16 protein-coding genes are annotated in these 18,505 nt (G+C 52.9%); 13 read left to right on the forward strand and 3 right to left on the reverse strand.

The window, feature by feature from the left end; translation table 11 throughout:
- Window positions 1-71 precede the first annotated feature (71 nt).
- Entirely contained in the window at window positions 72-266 is a 195-nt protein-coding gene (locus tag ACR0AI_RS21155; RefSeq protein ID WP_480676911.1) for a hypothetical protein, read from the forward strand.
- A gap of 8 nt (window positions 267-274) precedes the next feature.
- On the opposite strand, the gene ACR0AI_RS21160 is transcribed toward ACR0AI_RS21155, so the two are convergent.
- Window positions 275-2,707, reverse strand: a complete 2,433-nt coding sequence (locus tag ACR0AI_RS21160; RefSeq protein ID WP_480676909.1) for a tetratricopeptide repeat protein — start codon at window positions 2,705-2,707, stop codon at window positions 275-277.
- A gap of 102 nt (window positions 2,708-2,809) precedes the next feature.
- Window positions 2,810-3,517 carry a sugar transferase gene (locus ACR0AI_RS21165; protein WP_480701469.1) on the reverse strand — a complete coding sequence of 236 codons (708 nt, stop codon included), beginning with the start codon at window positions 3,515-3,517 and terminating at the stop codon, window positions 2,810-2,812.
- Window positions 3,518-4,403: 886 nt separating this feature from the next.
- Here ACR0AI_RS21165 and ACR0AI_RS21170 point away from each other — a divergent pair.
- The 12 genes from ACR0AI_RS21170 (at window position 4,404) to ACR0AI_RS21225 (ending at window position 17,531) form a co-directional block, all read left to right on the forward strand.
- The gene (locus ACR0AI_RS21170; protein WP_480701471.1) at window positions 4,404-5,306 is read left to right on the forward strand and encodes an ExeA family protein; all 903 of its coding nucleotides are present in this window, start codon (window positions 4,404-4,406) and stop codon (window positions 5,304-5,306) included.
- On the forward strand, window positions 5,303-6,847 hold the full coding sequence (locus ACR0AI_RS21175; RefSeq protein WP_480676905.1) for a GumC family protein: 1,545 nt from the start codon (window positions 5,303-5,305) through the stop codon (window positions 6,845-6,847). Before ACR0AI_RS21170 ends, ACR0AI_RS21175 begins: the two co-directional genes overlap by 4 nt.
- A 13-nt stretch (window positions 6,848-6,860) precedes the next feature.
- Complete coding sequence (locus tag ACR0AI_RS21180) at window positions 6,861-7,715, forward strand: CpsD/CapB family tyrosine-protein kinase (RefSeq protein WP_480676903.1); 855 nt, start codon at window positions 6,861-6,863, stop codon at window positions 7,713-7,715.
- Window positions 7,716-7,762: 47 nt separating this feature from the next.
- Window positions 7,763-8,776, forward strand: coding sequence for a glycosyltransferase family 2 protein (locus ACR0AI_RS21185; RefSeq protein WP_480676901.1), 1,014 nt, complete (start codon window positions 7,763-7,765; stop codon window positions 8,774-8,776).
- Window positions 8,769-9,179, forward strand: a complete 411-nt coding sequence (locus tag ACR0AI_RS21190; RefSeq protein WP_480676899.1) for a GtrA family protein — start codon at window positions 8,769-8,771, stop codon at window positions 9,177-9,179. Before ACR0AI_RS21185 ends, ACR0AI_RS21190 begins: the two co-directional genes overlap by 8 nt.
- An 8-nt stretch (window positions 9,180-9,187) precedes the next feature.
- A complete protein-coding gene (locus ACR0AI_RS21195; protein ID WP_480676897.1) occupies window positions 9,188-10,396 on the forward strand; it encodes a glycosyltransferase family 87 protein in 1,209 nt (402 codons plus the stop codon).
- Between the two features lie 660 nt (window positions 10,397-11,056).
- Window positions 11,057-11,626: a dTDP-4-dehydrorhamnose 3,5-epimerase gene (rfbC, locus tag ACR0AI_RS21200; protein WP_480676895.1), complete on the forward strand. Its 570-nt coding sequence runs from the start codon at window positions 11,057-11,059 to the stop codon at window positions 11,624-11,626.
- A gap of 110 nt (window positions 11,627-11,736) precedes the next feature.
- Entirely contained in the window at window positions 11,737-12,492 is a 756-nt protein-coding gene (locus tag ACR0AI_RS21205; RefSeq protein WP_480676893.1) for a methyltransferase, read from the forward strand.
- Between the two features lie 298 nt (window positions 12,493-12,790).
- Entirely contained in the window at window positions 12,791-13,831 is a 1,041-nt protein-coding gene (gene rfbB / locus ACR0AI_RS21210; RefSeq protein WP_480676891.1) for a dTDP-glucose 4,6-dehydratase, read from the forward strand.
- Entirely contained in the window at window positions 13,828-14,700 is an 873-nt protein-coding gene (gene rfbD, locus ACR0AI_RS21215) for a dTDP-4-dehydrorhamnose reductase (RefSeq protein ID WP_480676889.1), read from the forward strand. Before rfbB ends, rfbD begins: the two co-directional genes overlap by 4 nt.
- Window positions 14,701-14,703: 3 nt before the next feature.
- On the forward strand, window positions 14,704-15,570 hold the full coding sequence (gene rfbA / locus ACR0AI_RS21220) for a glucose-1-phosphate thymidylyltransferase RfbA (protein WP_480676887.1): 867 nt from the start codon (window positions 14,704-14,706) through the stop codon (window positions 15,568-15,570).
- A 50-nt stretch (window positions 15,571-15,620) separates the two neighbouring features.
- Complete coding sequence (locus ACR0AI_RS21225; RefSeq protein WP_480676885.1) at window positions 15,621-17,531, forward strand: acyltransferase family protein; 1,911 nt, start codon at window positions 15,621-15,623, stop codon at window positions 17,529-17,531.
- Between the two features lie 34 nt (window positions 17,532-17,565).
- On the opposite strand, the gene ACR0AI_RS21230 is transcribed toward ACR0AI_RS21225, so the two are convergent.
- Entirely contained in the window at window positions 17,566-18,492 is a 927-nt protein-coding gene (locus ACR0AI_RS21230; RefSeq protein WP_480676884.1) for a hypothetical protein, read from the reverse strand.
- Window positions 18,493-18,505: the final 13 nt, after the last annotated feature.

The raw sequence follows: 18,505 nt of genomic DNA on the forward strand, positions 1-18,505 counted from the left end.
ATAAGCGAAAGAATTGGCGCACAAATTCAACCTGAGGTATACTGCCCGGGATAGAGGCATAGCGAGACATCATGAGTGTTGGGGCCATTTTGCTGAGCATGCTTGTCGGAGCGGGCGCTGGTGCTGCCGCTCTGATCTTTGGCCTGTCTGTCTGGACGGCGCTGTTGATCTACGCTGGGGCTGGGAGCCTGACTATCAGTATTTGGATCGCCGTATCTCTGCTGCTGCCTAAAAAACTGCCAACACAGGTCGTGACAGACGCCTGATATCGCATTCAGTCTGAGGCCGCAGTGCTGTTTAACAGCTCTCTTGCACGTTCAAACTGGGGCAGGTCGCTGTCCCCGGCCAGATCCAAGGCCAATTCGAGCGTGTTTCTCGCATCCTCTACCCGGCCTAGGGCCATATACGTTTCACCCAAGTGATATTGCACCAATGGATCATCGGGTAGCCCGCGCGCGGCAGGCTCAAGATGAGTCAGGGCCTCGAAATGATTGCCGCGGCGGAACGCGATCCAGCCGTATGTGTCCTGAAAGGCCGGTATATCCGCGTTACGCAGGCGGCGGGCGATCGTATAGGCACGGGACAAGCTGTCTTCATCCTGGCGATGGGTCGATATGAGGCTTGCCAGATTGTTTGCAATCGCCAGATTGCTGCTGTCATCCACATAAAGCGCCTCATAGAGCGCAATGGCGCCCTCGAAATCTCCGGCCTGTTCAAGTTGCTCTGCTTTAAGCTGCCGGGGGAGTATGGATTGAGGTTGCCGTGAAATAACCGTGTCGATCAAGGCATCTGCTTCGCTGCCCCGGTTCTGGGATCGCAATAATCCAACCAGTTGGCGCAGAGGCTGAGTCCCTTCGGGAAACTCTTCGATCAAAGTTCGGTATATAGCTTCGGCCTGATCAGGTTCGTCCTTCACCAGATGTAAACCGGCTTGCAGATAGCGCAGCACAGGATCTTGAGGTTCATTGGTTAGGCGTTCTGAAAGCAGGGCCTGCGCTTCGTCAGTTCTGTCTTGCTGTACCAAAACCCGGATCAGTTCAGCCAGAGCGGCACGATCCCGATCATCGGCTTCAGTGAGCGACCCAAGAAGGTCAACAACATCGTCGCTCCGGCTTTGCAGTGTCAGATAAGCCACCTCGATCTGGTCAGCGACAGCGGTGGCAGACGGGGTATCCAGCCCGCGCAACTGCCAGATGATCCGGGTGACCCGTGTCCAGTTCTGCATGCGCATCTGTAGGTTGGCCATCGCCGATAGCAGCCGGATGTCTGAGGGCGACCGCCGCAACGCGTCACTCAGCACCTCTTCGGCCACGTCCAGGCGGTCGTCTTGCATCAGGAAGGCGGCATAGGTCAGGCTTTCTCCGGCAGCTCGGTTTGAGGCTTCAACCGCTAAGGCATAGCGCTCGCCCGCCAGTTCGCGCGCGCCGGCCCGCTCATGAGCCTGTCCCATCAGCGTCATGATAACGGGATCACGTGGCGCTTCGGCCTGAGCGGTGCGCAAAGTTAGGATGGCGTCTTCGGGCTGGTCATCCTCGATCTGCCAGGCGGCCCGCATCTTGAGGGCTTCGACATGACCCGGTGTTTGTTCCAACACTGTGTTGATCCGGGCTTTTGCGCCATCAATCTCGTCGGTCTTCAACAACATCCGCGCCAGGATGACCTGTAGATTTGCGGTTTCTTCGCTTGTATCCGGATCGGTCAGCAATTCCCGCATGTCGGCGATGGCGGTTTCGGTATTTCCTTCCTCGAAATCCAAGGCGGCTAGCGTGGCTTTATAGGTCTTTTCGTCCGGGTTTGCACTGATCAGACGCTGCAACTCGGATCTGGCGGCCGAGTTACCTTGCGTGCTGCGCAGGAAGTTGACGACCTGAAGATTCGGGTCCACCCCGGCACCGGGGGTATCGGCCAATTGCCTTAGGAAAGCCTCGGCCTTTTGTGTTTCCCCTTGTTCCTGATACCAGGCCAGCAGCATGTTGCGGGCCTGCTGATCATCGGGAAACCGTACAACCATATCCTGCAGGGTGGCGCCGATTGCCGGCATGTCCTGCTGTTCCATCTGCAACTGCAGTCGGGCCAGGTTCAGCTCAAAATCGTCAGGCAGATGAACCAAAGCGTTGTCAATTTCACGCAGCGCGTGATTCAGATCGCCTCGCGTGAGTGCGTGATCAACTGTCAGCCGCCACGCCAGACGGTTATCAGGATCGTTGACCAGCTTTTGCTGCACAACGGTCACGGCGTCCTGCATCTGCGCTTCATCACCGGCCAAAAGCGCTGCGCGATAGTCCAGCAAAGCGTTCAGGAAGATGACCTCTGCATCTTCCGGATCAAGATCTTTTGCCGCGCGGCCATGTCGTTCGGCCTGCTCCCAGGCATTCTGTTGTAGCGCCATGCGGGTGACGGCAACCCGGGCTTCCAGCAAATCGGGCTGCTGTTCGGCGACGCGCAGATACTGGCTGATGGCCTGCTCCATATCACCTTGTTCGGCGAGGACCCGGGCAAAGACCAACCGGCCTTCGCCGTGATCATTGTCAAACTTGATCACGTTGCGCAATTCGACCAGCGCCCGATCCGTGTCACCGGTTTCAAGCAGGGCCAGCGCAGCCTGAAAATGCCGTTCGGCACGTTCTTCGGAGCTTTCGCATCCGGCCAGTGCCAGTACTGCACAGAACAGAAGCGGAATATGTATGAAACGGCGCGGACGCAGCATTGGGGCCTTCCTGCTCGTAGTTTATCCCGGTCAGTTTGACCGGGACGGCACGGGAATACCAGTCAGAGGTAAGATGAAAATCAGAAAGCGGTCAGAACCGGATCAGTATCCGGTCCCGCCAAGTACGACGCCAACCGTGGCGCAAAGAATGCCCATATCGGTTTTCAGCGATACGTTCCGAGAATAAGACGTATCGAAATCGGCGCGGCCAGCAAAGCTGCAGCCGTTGCGTTCAGAAACCTGCCAGCTGCCGGTAATACCGGGGCGCAGGTCGTAATATGCGCGACCGGGGTACAGCTTTTGCTGATCGGGCATCATCGGACGCGGGCCAACCAGGCTCATGTCTCCGGTCAGAACGTTGAAAAGCTGCGGCAGCTCATCCAGCGAGGTTTTGCGCAGAATATGACCGACCGGCGTAATGCGCGGGTCGTTCTTGAGCTTCTGGTGTTCATCCCATTCCAGCCGTGCCAGCTTGTTGCTGGCCAGATATCCTTCAAGGCGGGCTTGGGCGTTGGGTACCATGGTGCGCAACTTCCACATGGTGAACTTACGACCGCCACGCCCGACGCGGGTCTGACCATAGAATGGGTTGTGCCCATCCTTGGCGACCAGAAGAGCCATAATCAGCATGATTGGCAGGGCGATCGGCAAAGCCATCAGCACAAACGCAGTGTCCAGCACGCGCTTGCCAATGTTGCGATAGGTGTTTGTGGGTCGGGACGCTACGTTTTGAGAAGGCAGCGCAGAGGAAACGGGCTGTGCCTTGTCTGGGACATTCGTGTACTGAACAATCATTTTACTCTCAAACACTCGCTAACACCTACTAACCGGAACACTCACCAACACCAACAAACTGAGATGTGCCTTACACCCGAAACACAAGGGCGACTCGATGGAAACGTAACAAGAAAATTACATCGAAATTACAGCAGCACCTTTTAACACTGTGGAAAGTTTTACACCATTTCTGCCGCCTCCACAAACGGACAGTTGCACATAAAAGCAAATTTGCCGCAAAATCGACAAAAATTCGCTCTATTGCGCGCCACATAACCCGCATTGTTTCCAATGATATGTCTAAAAAATATGCAGGTAACACATTATGTTCCTTTAGTGGACAGATTGGGCCTTTGGGCAACCTGAATAAAGCATGATTGGAAAGATATCTCTGTGATCAAGGACACAGCGCGATCGCCGGGGATGATGTACGTATAGTCCTGTTTGGAAAGGTAAAAAGAGCGACGGAAGAAATATGGTTTTCGGCTGTAGCGCGCGATTCTTATGCAGGGGCGATTCCGCCGACAGGAACTATGCAGTGGTCAGTTGAGAACGAAGGTGTAACCTTGTTTTGATCATACTGGCCCGACGCAGACTTCGCTGATGGCAGTTGAGGCCCTATACTAAGTGTTTGATAAAAGTGCAGTGTTATGAGTAGTGAGTATCAAATCTGTTATGATGGGTGCGGGCTGAAGCCCGTCCTGAACGGAAGATGAAGGAAATGCCCTATCGGCTTTCCATACCCAGCAAGGCGGTGCTAAACCCGCTTGTGCTGCGCCGTCGCTGGAGGTTTGCCGGAAACCGGACCAATTGGAAGGCAGGAAACGCTGACGCCTCGAAACCACTCTTGTCAGATGATAAGATGAAAACGGCGCAGGCTTTTGTTTCGCCATCTTCTTTAGTGAAAGAGCAGAGTACGGTGAATATCAATCCCGGTCATACCACGCAGGAGAGCCGTTCGAGCAGCAGCCTGGATATATATACCGAGCATTTCGGCCTGACCGAGCGCCCGTTCACATTGCTGCCGGATCCGGACTTCCTGTTCTGGTCTGATGCTCACAGTCGGGCTTATACGATGCTGGAATACGGTATCCTAACCCGAGCACCGATTACCCTGATCACCGGTGAGGTTGGAACTGGTAAAACCACATTGTTGCATCACCTGTTGAAGTCAGTGGATGACAAGGTCCGGATCGGCATGATCTCGAACGCGCATGGTGATCGGGGTGAGTTACTGCGCTGGGTGTTGATGTCGCTGGATCAGCCTGCACCAGCCGAGGCCACCTATGTTGACCTTTTTGCGGCGTTCCAGACCTTTCTCATCGATGAATATGCTAGCGGCCACCGGGTCATCCTGATCTTCGACGAAGCGCAAAACCTGAGCGCCGAGTCTCTGGAAGAACTCAGGATGTTCACCAATATCAACTCAAACAAAGATGAGTTGCTGCAACTGGTTTTGGTGGGCCAACCGGAACTGCGGGAAATTATACGGCGCCCGGATATGCGCCAGTTTGCGCAGCGAGTCTCCTCCAGTTTCCATTTGACGGCGATGGACAGACTTACGGTACGGAAATATGTCGGTCACCGCCTAGAGGTTGCCGGGGCAGAGCGCAATCTTTTCGGCCCAGCTGCAACGGACAAGGTCTATGAGGCCACCGGTGGGGTGCCGAGGCTGGTCAATCAGCTTTGCGACCTTGCCATGGTTTATGCCTTCACGCGTGATCGAAAAAGGGTTTCATGGAATCTGGTGCAGCAGGTTCTAGATGACGGTGCCTTTTTTGCCTCGGGCATGCCCGTAGAAGAAAGCAGATCTTTGTCATGATGGGTGAAGTTCGTTTTTATTGGTCGTTGCTGCTGCGCAGGTTGCCATATCTGCTTGTAATTGTGGCGATCTGCACCGCAGCCGGCCTTGTGTTGGCTGTGACACTGCCTCCGGTTTATCGCGCCACCGCCCGACTAGTGGTGGAATCGCCGCAGATTCCCGACGATCTGGCGGCCACCACTGTTCAGGCCAGTGAGGTTGAAATCCTGCAGGTGATCGAGCAACGCTTGATGAACCGTGCCAACCTTCTGGATTTGGCACAGAAATTTGATGTTTACGCTGGTGAAGCCGATATGGGGCCGGATGCTATCGTTGCGGATATGCGGTCTCGTATTAGCATTTCTCTGCCCTATGCCAGCCCGTTCGTATCGGTGTCTTTTCAATCTTTTTCGGGTCAGGTGTCGGCCGCAGTCACCAATGAGCTGGTCACCCAAATTCTACAAGAAAATGTGGCTTTACGCACCGGAGCAACCAGCCTGACTCTGGAGTTCTTTGTGCAGGAAGTGGCCAGGCTAGATGAAGAGTTGGCCGCACAGGGTGCCCGCATTCTGGCTTTCAAAGAAAATCACAAAGACGCTCTGCCTGAAGGGTTGGATTACCGCCGTACCCGACAGTCCTCGCTACAGGAGCGCAATCTGCAACTCGATCGGGAGTTGTCAGGGTTACGCGACCGCCGGACCCGGCTGGTTGAAATTTATGAACGCACAGGGCGCCCAGATTTTACAGGAGAAAGCTTAACCCCTGAGCAGCGTCAATTGCGTCAGTTGAAAGATCAGCGATCTGCTGCAGTGGTGATTTATTCCCCGGACCACCCAAGGGTGAAATCACTGGATGCGCAGATTGCTGCGCTTGAGGCGGCCAATATCGCGTTGGGGTTGGGAACAGAAAACGCCCCGAACATCTCTGCGTATGAACTTCAACTGTCGGATATCGACGGGCAGATTGACTTTATCAGTGAACAGAAAACAATCATCCAAACAGAGTTGAATGATTTAGCTGCGGCGATTGAACAGACACCAACTAATGCCATCACGCTAGGCACATTGGAGCGTGACTACGACACTCTACGCATACAATATGAACAAGCGACCGCCAGCTTGGCCGAGGCACGCACCGGTGATCAGATTGAGGCGCAATCTCGTGGTCGGCGCATAACCGTGACCCAGCAGGCTATCGCTCCGGCCAATCCAACCGATCCCAACCGCAAGCTTATTGCCGCAGCCGGGTTTGCGGGTGGGATAGGGTTGGCTTTGGGCGTTTTTGTGCTGTTAGAATTGTTGAACAACACTATACGCCGACCCGCTGATTTGGTCAGCCGGCTTGGTGTCCCGGCTTTTGGCGTCGTACCCTACGTCCAGACCTCGGGACAGATCGCACTCCGGCGCGTATTTGTCTTCTGCGCTATTCTAGCGCCGGTCTTTGGGGTTTGTGTGTCACTTTATCTGATCCATTCCCACTATATGCCGCTCGACCTGTTTGTCGAAGAGGTTGGCGACAAGCTCGGAATTGACGCTTTGCTCAGCCGTTTCGGTATTGGCTGATAGGAATAGGTGCATGGAACGTATCCAATCCGCTATCCAAAAAGCCCGCGCCGCCCGCGCGCAGGACGTGACCCATGACGAAGGACACGCATTGCCCCCTACCGGGTATATCGCTAAACCGGCATCATTTGTTGAAGCCGTTGAAGCGCCCGCTTCGGTTTCTTTATGGGCCGAATTGCCTGTCGCGGAGTTCAACATCGCCGCTTTGAAAAAAGGCCGCGTCTTTATCGATCGGGCCGCAGATCTAACAACCCCGTTTGATGTGCTGCGCACACGCATCCTGTATGAGATGCAGAAAAATAACTGGCGGCGGCTCGCCATCACGTCACCAGGCAGCGCTTGTGGAAAGACAACGCTGTGTCTCAATTTGGCCTTCAGCCTTGCCCGTCAGCGCGAAAGCCGCACCCTTGTAATTGATTTGGACATGCGGCGTCCTTCGATGGCTAAACTATTACAAATCTCCCAAGAACAAGCTTTTTCTAGCGTTTTGGAAGGCCGTGGCAGTCCGGAAAAACAGTTGGTTTGCCATCAAGAAAAGCTCGCTTTTGGGACCAATCACAAACCAACCCCTAATTCGGCAGAACTTTTGCAAAGCCAAGGCGCTGCGCATGTGATTGATCAGCTGGAAGAGCTATATCAACCAGACGTAGTGCTGTTTGATACGCCGCCACTGCTGGCATGCGACGATACATTTGCCTTTCTCGATCAAATCGACTGCGTGATTTTGTTAGCTGCTGCTGAAACGACTACCGCCGAGGAATTAGAAAAATGCGAGCGCGAGATTGGCTCCCGCAGCAACCTGCTGGGTGTTGTGCTGAACAAATGCCGACTTCTAGATAAGGCCGACAGCTACGGCTATGGCTACTGATTGTGTCCTAGGGCGGTTCGTTCAAGTGGTGCTATCTGAGTGTATTTGTGGATATCTGGTTTATGTTACTTTCTATTGTAGTTCCTTGTTATAATGAACAAAACGGTATTGCTGAGTTTCATAAGCGCACAAAGACGGCGTGCAAAATTGACGGCATCGAACTCGAAATTATCTATGTGAATGACGGCAGCTCGGACGAAACATTGGATCGCTTACGCGAGCTTATGAACACCGAAGTTTCGATTATAGTAATTGATCTGAGTCGCAATTATGGCAAAGAGATCGCCCTATCGGCTGGCTTGGACCACGCGCGCGGTGACGTGGTGGTCCCTATTGACGCCGACTTGCAGGACCCACCTGAGCTGATCCCGTCAATGATCAAAAAGCATCACGAGGGATACAACGTCGTCTACGCACAGCGCCGCAGCCGCGCAGGTGAAACATGGCTAAAAAAGAAAACCGCCCAGTTGTTCTATAAAACTATGAGCCGGGTTGGTGGAAAGGTCAAACTTCCTGCTAATGTTGGTGACTTTCGCTTGATGGACCGGAAATCTCTAGATGCTTTGCTTCAGTTACGTGAGCAGCACCGTTTTATGAAGGGCCTGTTTGCGGTTGTGGGCTTTCGTCAGATCGCAATTGAATACGACCGCGACCCTCGCTTTGCCGATGAGACTAAATGGAGCTATTGGAAGCTTTGGAACTTGTCCCTCGAAGCGGTCACCTCGTTCACCATACTGCCCCTGAAACTGTCGACTTACATTGGGCTATTGGTCGCAATGCTTGCTTTTGTCTACGGAATCTACATCGTGTTAAAAGCGCTTTTCTTTGGCGATCCGGTCGATGGGTTTCCGTCACTCGTCGCCATTGTCACGCTGATCGGGGGTGTTCAGCTCATGGTTCTGGGCGTTATTGGCGAATACCTTGGTCGCATCTTCAACGAAACCAAGCAGCGCCCGCTGTACTTCGTGCAAGATGTACTAGTGAGTTCTGACTATGATCAATCTAGCGACAAAGATCCGGGCTCAATCGACGACATCAAGGAGGTGTTCAAACGTGCCTAAGCTGGCCACGGATACATCCAAGCAATCGCGATTGAATGAATTGTTGCTGCAAGCCGTTGCCTTTGGTCTGGTCGGCGTCGTGAACACGCTTGTCGGTTTAACGGTTTTCTACGGTTTTTTATACATTGTAGGCACCCCGCCGGGAGTTTCTAATGTAATTGGTCATTGCGTCGCTGTGTGCAGTTCATTTTTCTTAAACTCCAAGTTTACATTCAATCATGCGCCAAGCGCCAAGCGTGCAATCCAGTTTTTTTTCGGCTTCGGTGTCAGCCTAGCAGTAAATCTAGCGGTACTGCATGGAGGAATCGAGATGGGCCTTTCGCCGGGCATCGCACAGATTCCAGCCATGGTAACATACACAGGTGTGTTCTTTCTGATGAGTCGGTTTTACGTTTTTAAGTGAGGGGTAACGTGCAACTAAAAATAAATTGGCTGATTTCACGAATTCTTCTGCTTTGCGGACTTGCGATACTTTTTCTTGGTCTCGCGTACCTAGCACAAAAGTCGTTTTTAGACCCGTCTGATACAATAGACTTCAAAAGTATTTGGCTGGCGGGCTATCTTTGGAACGATGGTGCCAATCCTTATTCGGACGTCTATGCCGAGACTGGAGATGTATTGTTTGTTGGTCTGAACAGGCCGCATGCTTGGTTCTATCCCCCGAATTGGTGGCCGCTTGCTGTTGTGAGCGCGAGAGCTGAGTACACGCTCTCAGGACAAGCTTGGCGCGCATTAAACGGATTGCTCTTAGTCGGGACTTGCCTGTTTTACTGGCAACGGCTATCGACGTTTCTGCCCGGGGTGGAGCGGGGTGCATTTATCGCGATGGGTATCTTTGCCTCACTGGCCTCTGCCACTGCGTTCACGTTGGCTTTGGGGCAAACCAGCATCTTAGTCATGCTGGGTGTGACGCTTTTCCTTATATCTTGGCTGTCACGAAATCGATGGATGATGTTGATAGCATTGATCATTCTGGCCTTGAAACCGACGGTTGGTTTGCCTCTGGCAGGCTTGTTAATTGTCTCGAGGTTTTGGTGGCCTGCACTGATCGGCAGCGGCATCTTTGTTTTGTTGTCGTCGCTGCAGCCTTTCTTGCTGCACGGGGCCGGCAATGTGCTGTCATTGATGGTGCAGCGCATTGGAGAATATGGAGAATACCAAGTCAACTTCCCTCCTAGCACCACCGGATTGCGGAATCTTTTCCATCATATCGCGGGTTGCGATATTTCGACCATCCCACTCACGCTTGCTGCCTTAGTGCTTTGCGCATTGATTGGATGGATTTCCCGCAACGAAGATGCAGCACCTAGGCGGGCGATTGCAGCAGGATGCGCGGTTGCCCTTGTTATAGCCACGGTGCCACTTCATACTTATGACGCTGTTATTCTCGTGCCATTGGTTCCTCTGTTGGTGCTCTTGCCGCGCGTTTTGCTGACGATTGGGGCAGCCTGTCTCTTTCTCATCTGGCGCGTCAACAATGTTGCCGATGTGAGCAACCTCACGATGCCGGGAGAAACGTATTTCGCGGGTTCAATGCTCCTTTCACTGGCCGCCGTCGGGCTGGTAATCAGCTTCGGGGCGAGTTTGGTACTGCGCCAAACCAACAGTGCTCTAACTTAGTGACAGTGCCAAATGAGCTAGCCGAATTTTGCAGTGAGTGAATTTGTCCTCCCTTTTGAGTTGATACGTACAACCCTCCACCCTGAACAACGCTGAACACCCAGCTTCCCTCTTCTTGAGATACTCAACCATGCCGCAAAGACTATCAGCCCATCCGTAAATCTAGCTGCTTTCATCTTTGTCGTTCCTTCTCCCAATCAGGAATTCGGCACAAAAAACCTAATCAAAAAATGGCCGGAAAATCGGGTTTCAGAGCAACGAAAGAGCCTTATGTCCGTCGTCGGGGATTTTGGGACAGATGGCCGCCTGAGCTAAAAGAGGATCTGGCGCATCTGGTTGGTTTGACTATGCGGCGGATTTGCAGTGAAGCAAGCGCTCGCAAAGGTGTGAGCCCAAGAAGCCAGCCCCGCCAATCACCAGAATTCTTTTTCTATTAGATATTTTCAAGCTAAAGGCTCCAAAATCAAAACATAAACTTGGTAGATAGCGGGTATAAAAAGGCAAGGGAAACGCCCCTAACTTTATCAGCCTTTGCCATTTGTTACAATGAGCGACTAACTTATACTTTTAGAAGTTGACAAGAGATTTTGTCATGTAAGAACAGGTCTAGAAAGACTCCTGAAAATGTAGTTCAGGTGGATTACATGAGAACTTTTAGCTATGGACATGGTTCCTCTTTCTATCTCGGCTGTCAAGCTGATCACACCCAAACGCTTTGGCGATCAGCGTGGTTTTTTCGAGGAAATTTACAACCTAGACAGCTTTGCAGCTAAGGGCATCGGAACCGTGTTCGTACAGGATAACCGCTCACTTTCCGACACCGCCGGCACCGTACGCGGCTTACATTTCCAAGTCCCCCCACGAGCACAGGCCAAGCTGGTGCGCTGCGGACGAGGCCGGCTTTTTGACGTCGCCGTGGATATTCGCAAAGGCTCACCGACTTTCGGTCAATGGGTTGGGGAAGAACTCAGCTTCGACAATGGCCGGATGATGCTGGTGCCCGTCGGTTTTGCTCACGGCTTCATGACATTGGAACCGAATACAGAGATCATCTACAAATGTTCTGATACCTATGCCCCGGAAACAGAAGGTGCTGTTCGGTGGGATGATCCTGATATCGGAATTAGCTGGCCTCTTAAGATAGCCAATCCGCAGTTGTCTGGTAAAGATAAAGCAGCACCATATTTGTGGGAAATAGATATTCCTTTTGTTTTTGAGAAATGTGGATGAGATATGCTTTCAGAATCGGTCGGTAAGAATATAACGCTCTACGCAGGTACAAAAGAACTCAATGTCATTTTTGGTAGTCACACAAACAACCTTATAGTAAGTTGCCTCGTATGAAACGAAATACTGGTTTTGATGAAGAAGCATTTGATCTACTTAAAAAATATGAGGACTGGCACTGGTGGTTTCAGAACCGCAACAAGCTAATAGTAAACCTACTAAAGAAGTTTGGAAGATCGCACAATCAAATTCTAGAAATCGGATGCGGAAATGGCCTTGTGACCGAGGCAATCAGTAAAGAATTTCCTGGATCAAAAATAACTGGGACGGAATTTCTAAATACGGGTTTAGTCAATGCTCGCAAACGCTTGCCCGGCATTTCATTTCACCAACTTGACGCGCGAGATCTTGATGAAAGCACTGTATATGATATCATTTGCGCCTTTGATGTTCTTGAACATATAGATGCCGATTTGGAGGTAATGAAGTCCATTCGTAGTGCGCTAAGAGATGAGCATTCAAGATTTTTCATTACGGTCCCACAACACATGTCGCTTTGGTCTGAGGCAGATGTCTTTGCCAAGCATGAACGCCGGTATTCGTTTGCCGAATTGCAGGATAAGCTCCTTACAGCAGGCCTCAAGGTTGAGTACAGGACGTCCTATGTATTTCTTCTCTCTCCTCTGATGTTTGTGTCACGTCGACGCAAACAACACTTGGATTGCTACAACCCAGAGGATGAATTCAATATTTCTCGATTTGGGAATGCTGTCTTATCCGCTGTAATGTCAGTAGAAGCCATTCTTAGGAGGCTTGGAATGCCAATGCCGTTTGGCGGGTCTCTTGTAGTAGTTGCAGTGCCGGTCTAGTAACGGGAACAGCCGGCGTCGCTGAAATCGGGTTGTTTAATCTTTCCGACTGTATGTGATAAGCACTCTCCGGTTAGGTTCCACACATGGGTTCACGGCGTTGGTAACCGAAGCTGAGGTATTCTATAGATGGTTGGGTTTTCATACTATAGACACAGAAGATACCATGCGGTTGGATAATCTCCATATAGAAATCAAATAGCCGCTCGATCTGGCCGAACCGCAATTGTCTGATAAAGATAAAATCGCACCGTTTTTTGCGGGACATCGACAGCCCGTTCACAATTGAGGATATCAAATGAAAATTCTGGTGACAGGCGGCGCGGGCTTCATCGGCTCTGCCGTGATCCGGCGCGCAATTGCCGATGGTCATTCGGTCGTCAATGTTGATGCGCTGACCTATGCGGCCTGTCTGGATAATGTCGCCTCTGTGGCGGATGCACCGGGCTATGTTTTTGAGCAAGCCGACATCCGGGATGCAGGCGCGATGGCCGCGATCCTGAATAAACACCAGCCCGATACGATCACGCATCTCGCCGCCGAAAGCCATGTTGACCGCTCGATTGACGGACCCGCAGCGTTTATCGACACCAACATCACTGGCACCTACGTCCTGCTGGAAGCCGCGCGGGCCTATTGGGCCGGGGTAGGCAAACCTGATACGTTCCGCTTCCATCACATCTCGACCGATGAGGTCTTTGGGTCACTCGGCGAGACAGGCTTTTTCACCGAAGATAGTCCTTATCAGCCAAATTCACCTTATTCGGCCTCAAAAGCGGGGTCGGATCATCTGGTTCGGGCCTGGCATGAAACCTACGGCCTGCCGGTGGTTCTGACCAATTGTTCGAACAATTACGGTCCCTACCAGTTTCCCGAAAAGCTGATCCCGGTGGTGATCCTGAACGCGTTGGCTGGCAAGCCGATTCCGATCTATGGGGCAGGGGACAACATCCGGGACTGGCTGCATGTCGAAGATCATGCCGAGGCGCTGCTTTTGGTGTTGGAGCAAGGCAAGCTGGGCCGCAGCTATAATATTGGCGGCGAGAACGAGATGACCAATCTCGATCTGGTCAAAATGCTCTGTGCGATCCTCGACCGGTTGAAGCCGGGCAAAACGCCCTATGCCGATCTGATCACGTTTGTCACCGACCGGCCCGGCCACGATCGTCGCTATGCCATCGACCCGGCCCGTATCCGGGAAGAACTGAACTGGCAACCCTCTTACACACCTGAAACCGGGCTGGAGCAGACAGTTCAGTGGTATCTGGACAATGGTGCATGGTTGGCCGCCCTTCAGGACCGCAGTGGCGTTGGAGAGCGGCTCGGGGTGGCCGGATGAAAGCGCTGGTCTTCGGGCATAGCGGACAGGTGGCCACGGAACTGCGCAGGCATGCGTCGGCGCATGACATCACGATCGAGGCGCTGGACCGGTCCCAAGCGGACCTGTCTGATCCACAAAGCTGCGCTGCCGCGATCCGCAACACAGATGCCGATGTGATCATCAACGCCGCCGCCTATACGGCGGTCGATAAGGCCGAAGATGAACCCGCGCTGGCCCGGATGATCAATGGCGAGGCGCCGGGTGTCATGGCGCGGGCTGCGGCAGAGCGTGATTTGCCTTTTCTGCATATCTCGACCGACTATGTTTTTGACGGGGCAGGGGCCTTGCCTCGGGCTGTCCAAGACCCGACCGGTCCGTTGGGTGTATATGGCCAAACTAAGCTGGAGGGAGAGCGCCAGATCGCCCAAGCAGGCGGATGGCATGCGATCCTGCGGACAAGCTGGGTGTTCTCAGCCCACGGTCATAACTTTGTCAAAACCATCCTGAGGCTGGCTGAGGCCCGAGACAGCCTGACCATCGTGGCCGACCAGATCGGCGGACCGACCCCGGCCGCCGATATCGCCGGGGCGCTGCTGACCATGGCCAGAGGGCGCGCTGAAGGCGGGGTGTTTCACTATTCCGGGGCACCCGATGTCAGCTGGGCCGGTTTCGCGCGCGAAATTGTCTCGCAGGCGGGTCTGGCCACTCAGATCACCGATATTCCGACAACAGATTACCCGACCCCGGCCCCCAGACCGCTGAATTCGCGGCTGGAGTGTTCGCGGCTCAATGACATTTACGGGCTTGGGCAGCCTGACTGGAAAGCGGGCCTGATGCAGGTGCTGGCCGAGTTGAAGGTCACAGACTGCCCTGCTTTGAAAGGATAGATCATGCAACGCAAAGGTATCATTCTGGCGGGCGGCTCGGGAACGCGGCTGTATCCGATCACCATGGCGGTCTCAAAGCAGCTGCTGCCGATCTATGACAAGCCGATGATCTTCTACCCGCTGAGCGTGCTCATGCTGTCGCATATCCGTGAGATCGCGATCATCACGACGCCAGAGGATCAGGAGCAGTTCCAGCGTCTGTTGGGCGATGGCAGCCAGTACGGCCTGTCGCTGACCTGGATCACGCAGCCATCGCCGGATGGTCTGGCGCAAGCCTATACATTGGCCGAGGATTTTCTGGCAGGTGCGCCATCCGCGATGATCCTGGGAGACAATATCTTTTTCGGCCACGGCTTGCCTGACCTGTTGCGTGCTGCAGATGCGCAAGAGAGCGGCGGAACTGTCTTCGCCTATCGTGTGGCCGATCCCGAACGCTACGGCGTGGTCGATTTCGAAGGGCAGAAAGTACGCGGCATCATCGAGAAGCCGAAAGTCCCACCCTCAAACTATGCGGTGACCGGCCTCTATTTCCTCGACGGCGACGCCCCGGCGCGCGCCCGTCAGGTCCAGCCGTCCGAGCGTGGCGAGTTGGAGGTCACATCCCTGCTCGAGATGTACCTGACCGAAGGTCTGCTGAACGTTCAGACCATGGGCCGCGGCTTTGCCTGGCTGGATACCGGTACGCACGGGTCTCTGCTGGATGCGGGGAACTTCGTGCGGACACTGACAGATCGGCAAGGAATGCAAACCGGCAGCTTGGATGAGATCGCTTGGCAAAACGGCTGGGTAGACGATGCGGCACTTGAAGAGCGGGCTCAGCTATTTGCCAAGTCCACATATGGCGCTTATCTGAAGAACTTATTGGGCTGAAAACCTGCTAGAGTTTTGCAAACCCAACCCAAAGCGATTTTGAGAACCATATGGAGTATAGAGCTGACATTGATGGTCTCCGGACAGTAGCGGTACTGCTGGTCTTAGTGTTTCACTTTGATCTCTTTGCGATTGGTAGGGCTGGTTTTGTCGGAGTTGATATATTCTTTGTCATATCCGGATTTTTGATAACCGGGATTATCTGTCGTGACCTAGAAGCCGGGCGTTTTCATTTCGGTTACTTTCTTTATAGACGGATTCGGCGGCTCTACCCTGCTCTGGTTGCAACACTTTTTTTGACGCTTGTTGCCGGATGGTTTCTGTTTCTACCCTATCGATATGCAGAACTGGCGACTGAGACCCTTTGGTCTCTTCTCTATGTCGTGAATTTTTATTTCTGGCGCAATGTAAATTATTTTGGCCTCCAAGCGAGTGAGGTCCCGCTGCTTCACATGTGGTCCCTCGCGATAGAAGAGCAGTTTTATTTCTTCTTTCCACTGGTCTGTTGGGGAATTTGGCGCTGGTTTCCACGATTGCTCTTGCCGGCAGTCATATTGGGAATGCTTACTTCCTTCGGGTTGGGGCTGATATTCGCACCAATTAAGCCAGAGCTGTCTTTCTACCTTTTACCAACACGCGCTTGGGAGTTATTGTTGGGTTCTTTACTTGCGCTGATGGTACATAACCGCCAGCCTACTGGTTTTTGGCTGTACGCTATGGGGCCTTTGGGGTTTACGTTGATCGCCTCGGCGGTGGTTGTCCATGGTCCACTCACCCAAGTGCCAGGATGGTTCTTATTGTTGCCCACCCTTGGCGCTGCAGCGATGCTTATTGGCGGCTATGCAACGCACGCGCCATTAACACGAATGATGGCAAGTAAGCCAATGGTTTGGGTAGGTAAAATTTCCTACCCATTGTATTTGGTACATTGGCCCATCCGGATTTTTCTACAAGAACATACGCTAGAATTTACCTTTGAATGGCGCGTTCTTGGATTTGTGTTTTCTTTCCTGGTAGCCGCCAACATTTACTATTTGATTGAAACGCCAGTGCGACGTGGACAAGTGCTGGCGGGACGCTGGCTCTACGTCGGCATGGTTTCATTGGCGTCAGTTGCAATTTTATCTATCTCTGGCTTGATTATACGTAGTGATGGTGTTCCGGGGCGTTTTGCTCCAGAAGTGTCGGCGATACTTGCGTTTCGAGAAGACACTCCGTCTTCATTTCAAAAGTGCGAGTACCTAGGGGACGCAATAGATCAATTTTGCGGCCTTGGGAATGAAAATGCCGAGCGGGAAGTATTGGTTATTGGAGACAGCCATGCACTGGCACTCTCCGGAGCTCTTGATGTGTGGCTGACAAAAGAAGGCCGCGGAGGTGCGCTTTGGTTTAATCACGGATGCATGCCCGTGCTAGGCGCGGGCGGGGATCGATGCCAGGAGATATTTGAGTCAGCTTTGGCATTTGCAAAACGCGCGCCGGGCGTCAAAGAAGTAGTGCTGGTGTCAATCTGGCGTCAGGGATTGCCAGTGGGAGGGAAGCCGTTTGAGGGACGTTGGGTCCCTGAAGCAGAGGTGGCCGAAGTATTCGAAAAGCAGCTAATCGAAACTGTTTCTCAACTACGCACATCAGGAAAACGGGTGACTATCATTGAGCCGTTTTTTGCCGCATTGGATTCTGTGCCCGAAACATTGGCGGGCAATATTGCGTTCGAGCGCGATTGGCCAGTTGACGAAACGCTTGCCGAACACATGAAGACCTTCGAAACAATCTTTGATGCGTTTGAAACCATTGATGATAATGGGGTACGCCGCGTATCTTTGATCGAACCTTTTTGTGATGATGGTATATGCCGAGCTGTAGTAGAGGAAAGACCGCTTTTTACCGACAACAATCATCTTGCGTTTAGTCATGCGGAGTCGATTGCGCAGCGACTTCTCGAGCAAACTGAAACGAAGTAGTATTGAGTCTCACACCCCTACAAGGCTCTCAGTTCTAAGGAAGCCCAGTGCGCCGGTTTCGCTGCACCACATCCCAGACGGTTTCTTGCATTAATCGAGCAGCTACTGGACCAGGATTGTCCATGGGAGAACCATCAATCCATACCAATTCGTAGGGTAACCCGATTGGTGATTTCTGGTACAGCACCGCATAGTGGGTCAATGCAACGAGGTAAGCGCCGTATGCACTGAGATGGATATTATCGGAAAATAGATCACGACGATTGGAAATAGGTCCCACACCGCCCCTGCTTTCGACCTCTCGCACGAACTGTGCCATGACCTGACCGGCGGGGATGACGTAGGTAGGTTGCGGTGTATCCTCATACGTCGCGGCGCGGCGCAGGATTTCTTTTTCCCAATAGCGCTCCAGATCCTTGTCGAGGCGGTCCAGCCAGTCTTCCTCACCATCTAGAGGGTGCCATGTCTCATAGAGATAAACACGTATCTCCGGGTTTGCTTGTCTGGCCAACTGCACCCATTCATGCAGATATTTTCCGCTATCGAAGTATTTGATGGCGTCCCGGATTTCGACCATCTCGGTCAGGACCAATGTGTTGTATTCCCCGGACGAAAGCGCATCTTTGGCGTTCTTGTATTCTGAGGGTGTGTTGTGAAGCTCAAAACCGGCGATATCCTCACCCGCGTCCCAATGGCCTTTCAGGGGCGTGCCCCAACCCAATTGGCTGCTGTAATTGTGTTTGTCCCCGGCGAGTTCCGTCAACATCACGGGTATAAGAGGGCCGACAAGACTGTGACCCAGATGAAAGACGTTCTGCGGCATAGCCGGTGCCGGGCCCGGCGCGTCATATAGTGCGTCGAAGGCCTCGGCTTCCATCGGCTTGGCCGTTCCGAGGCGGACCACTCCGACAATGGTGGCGATGGCGAGCAGAACAAAGGCCGGAAGATATCGTTTGATCATTTTTGGAACCTGT

Source organism: Ruegeria sp. BG3 (genome assembly GCF_056538485.1).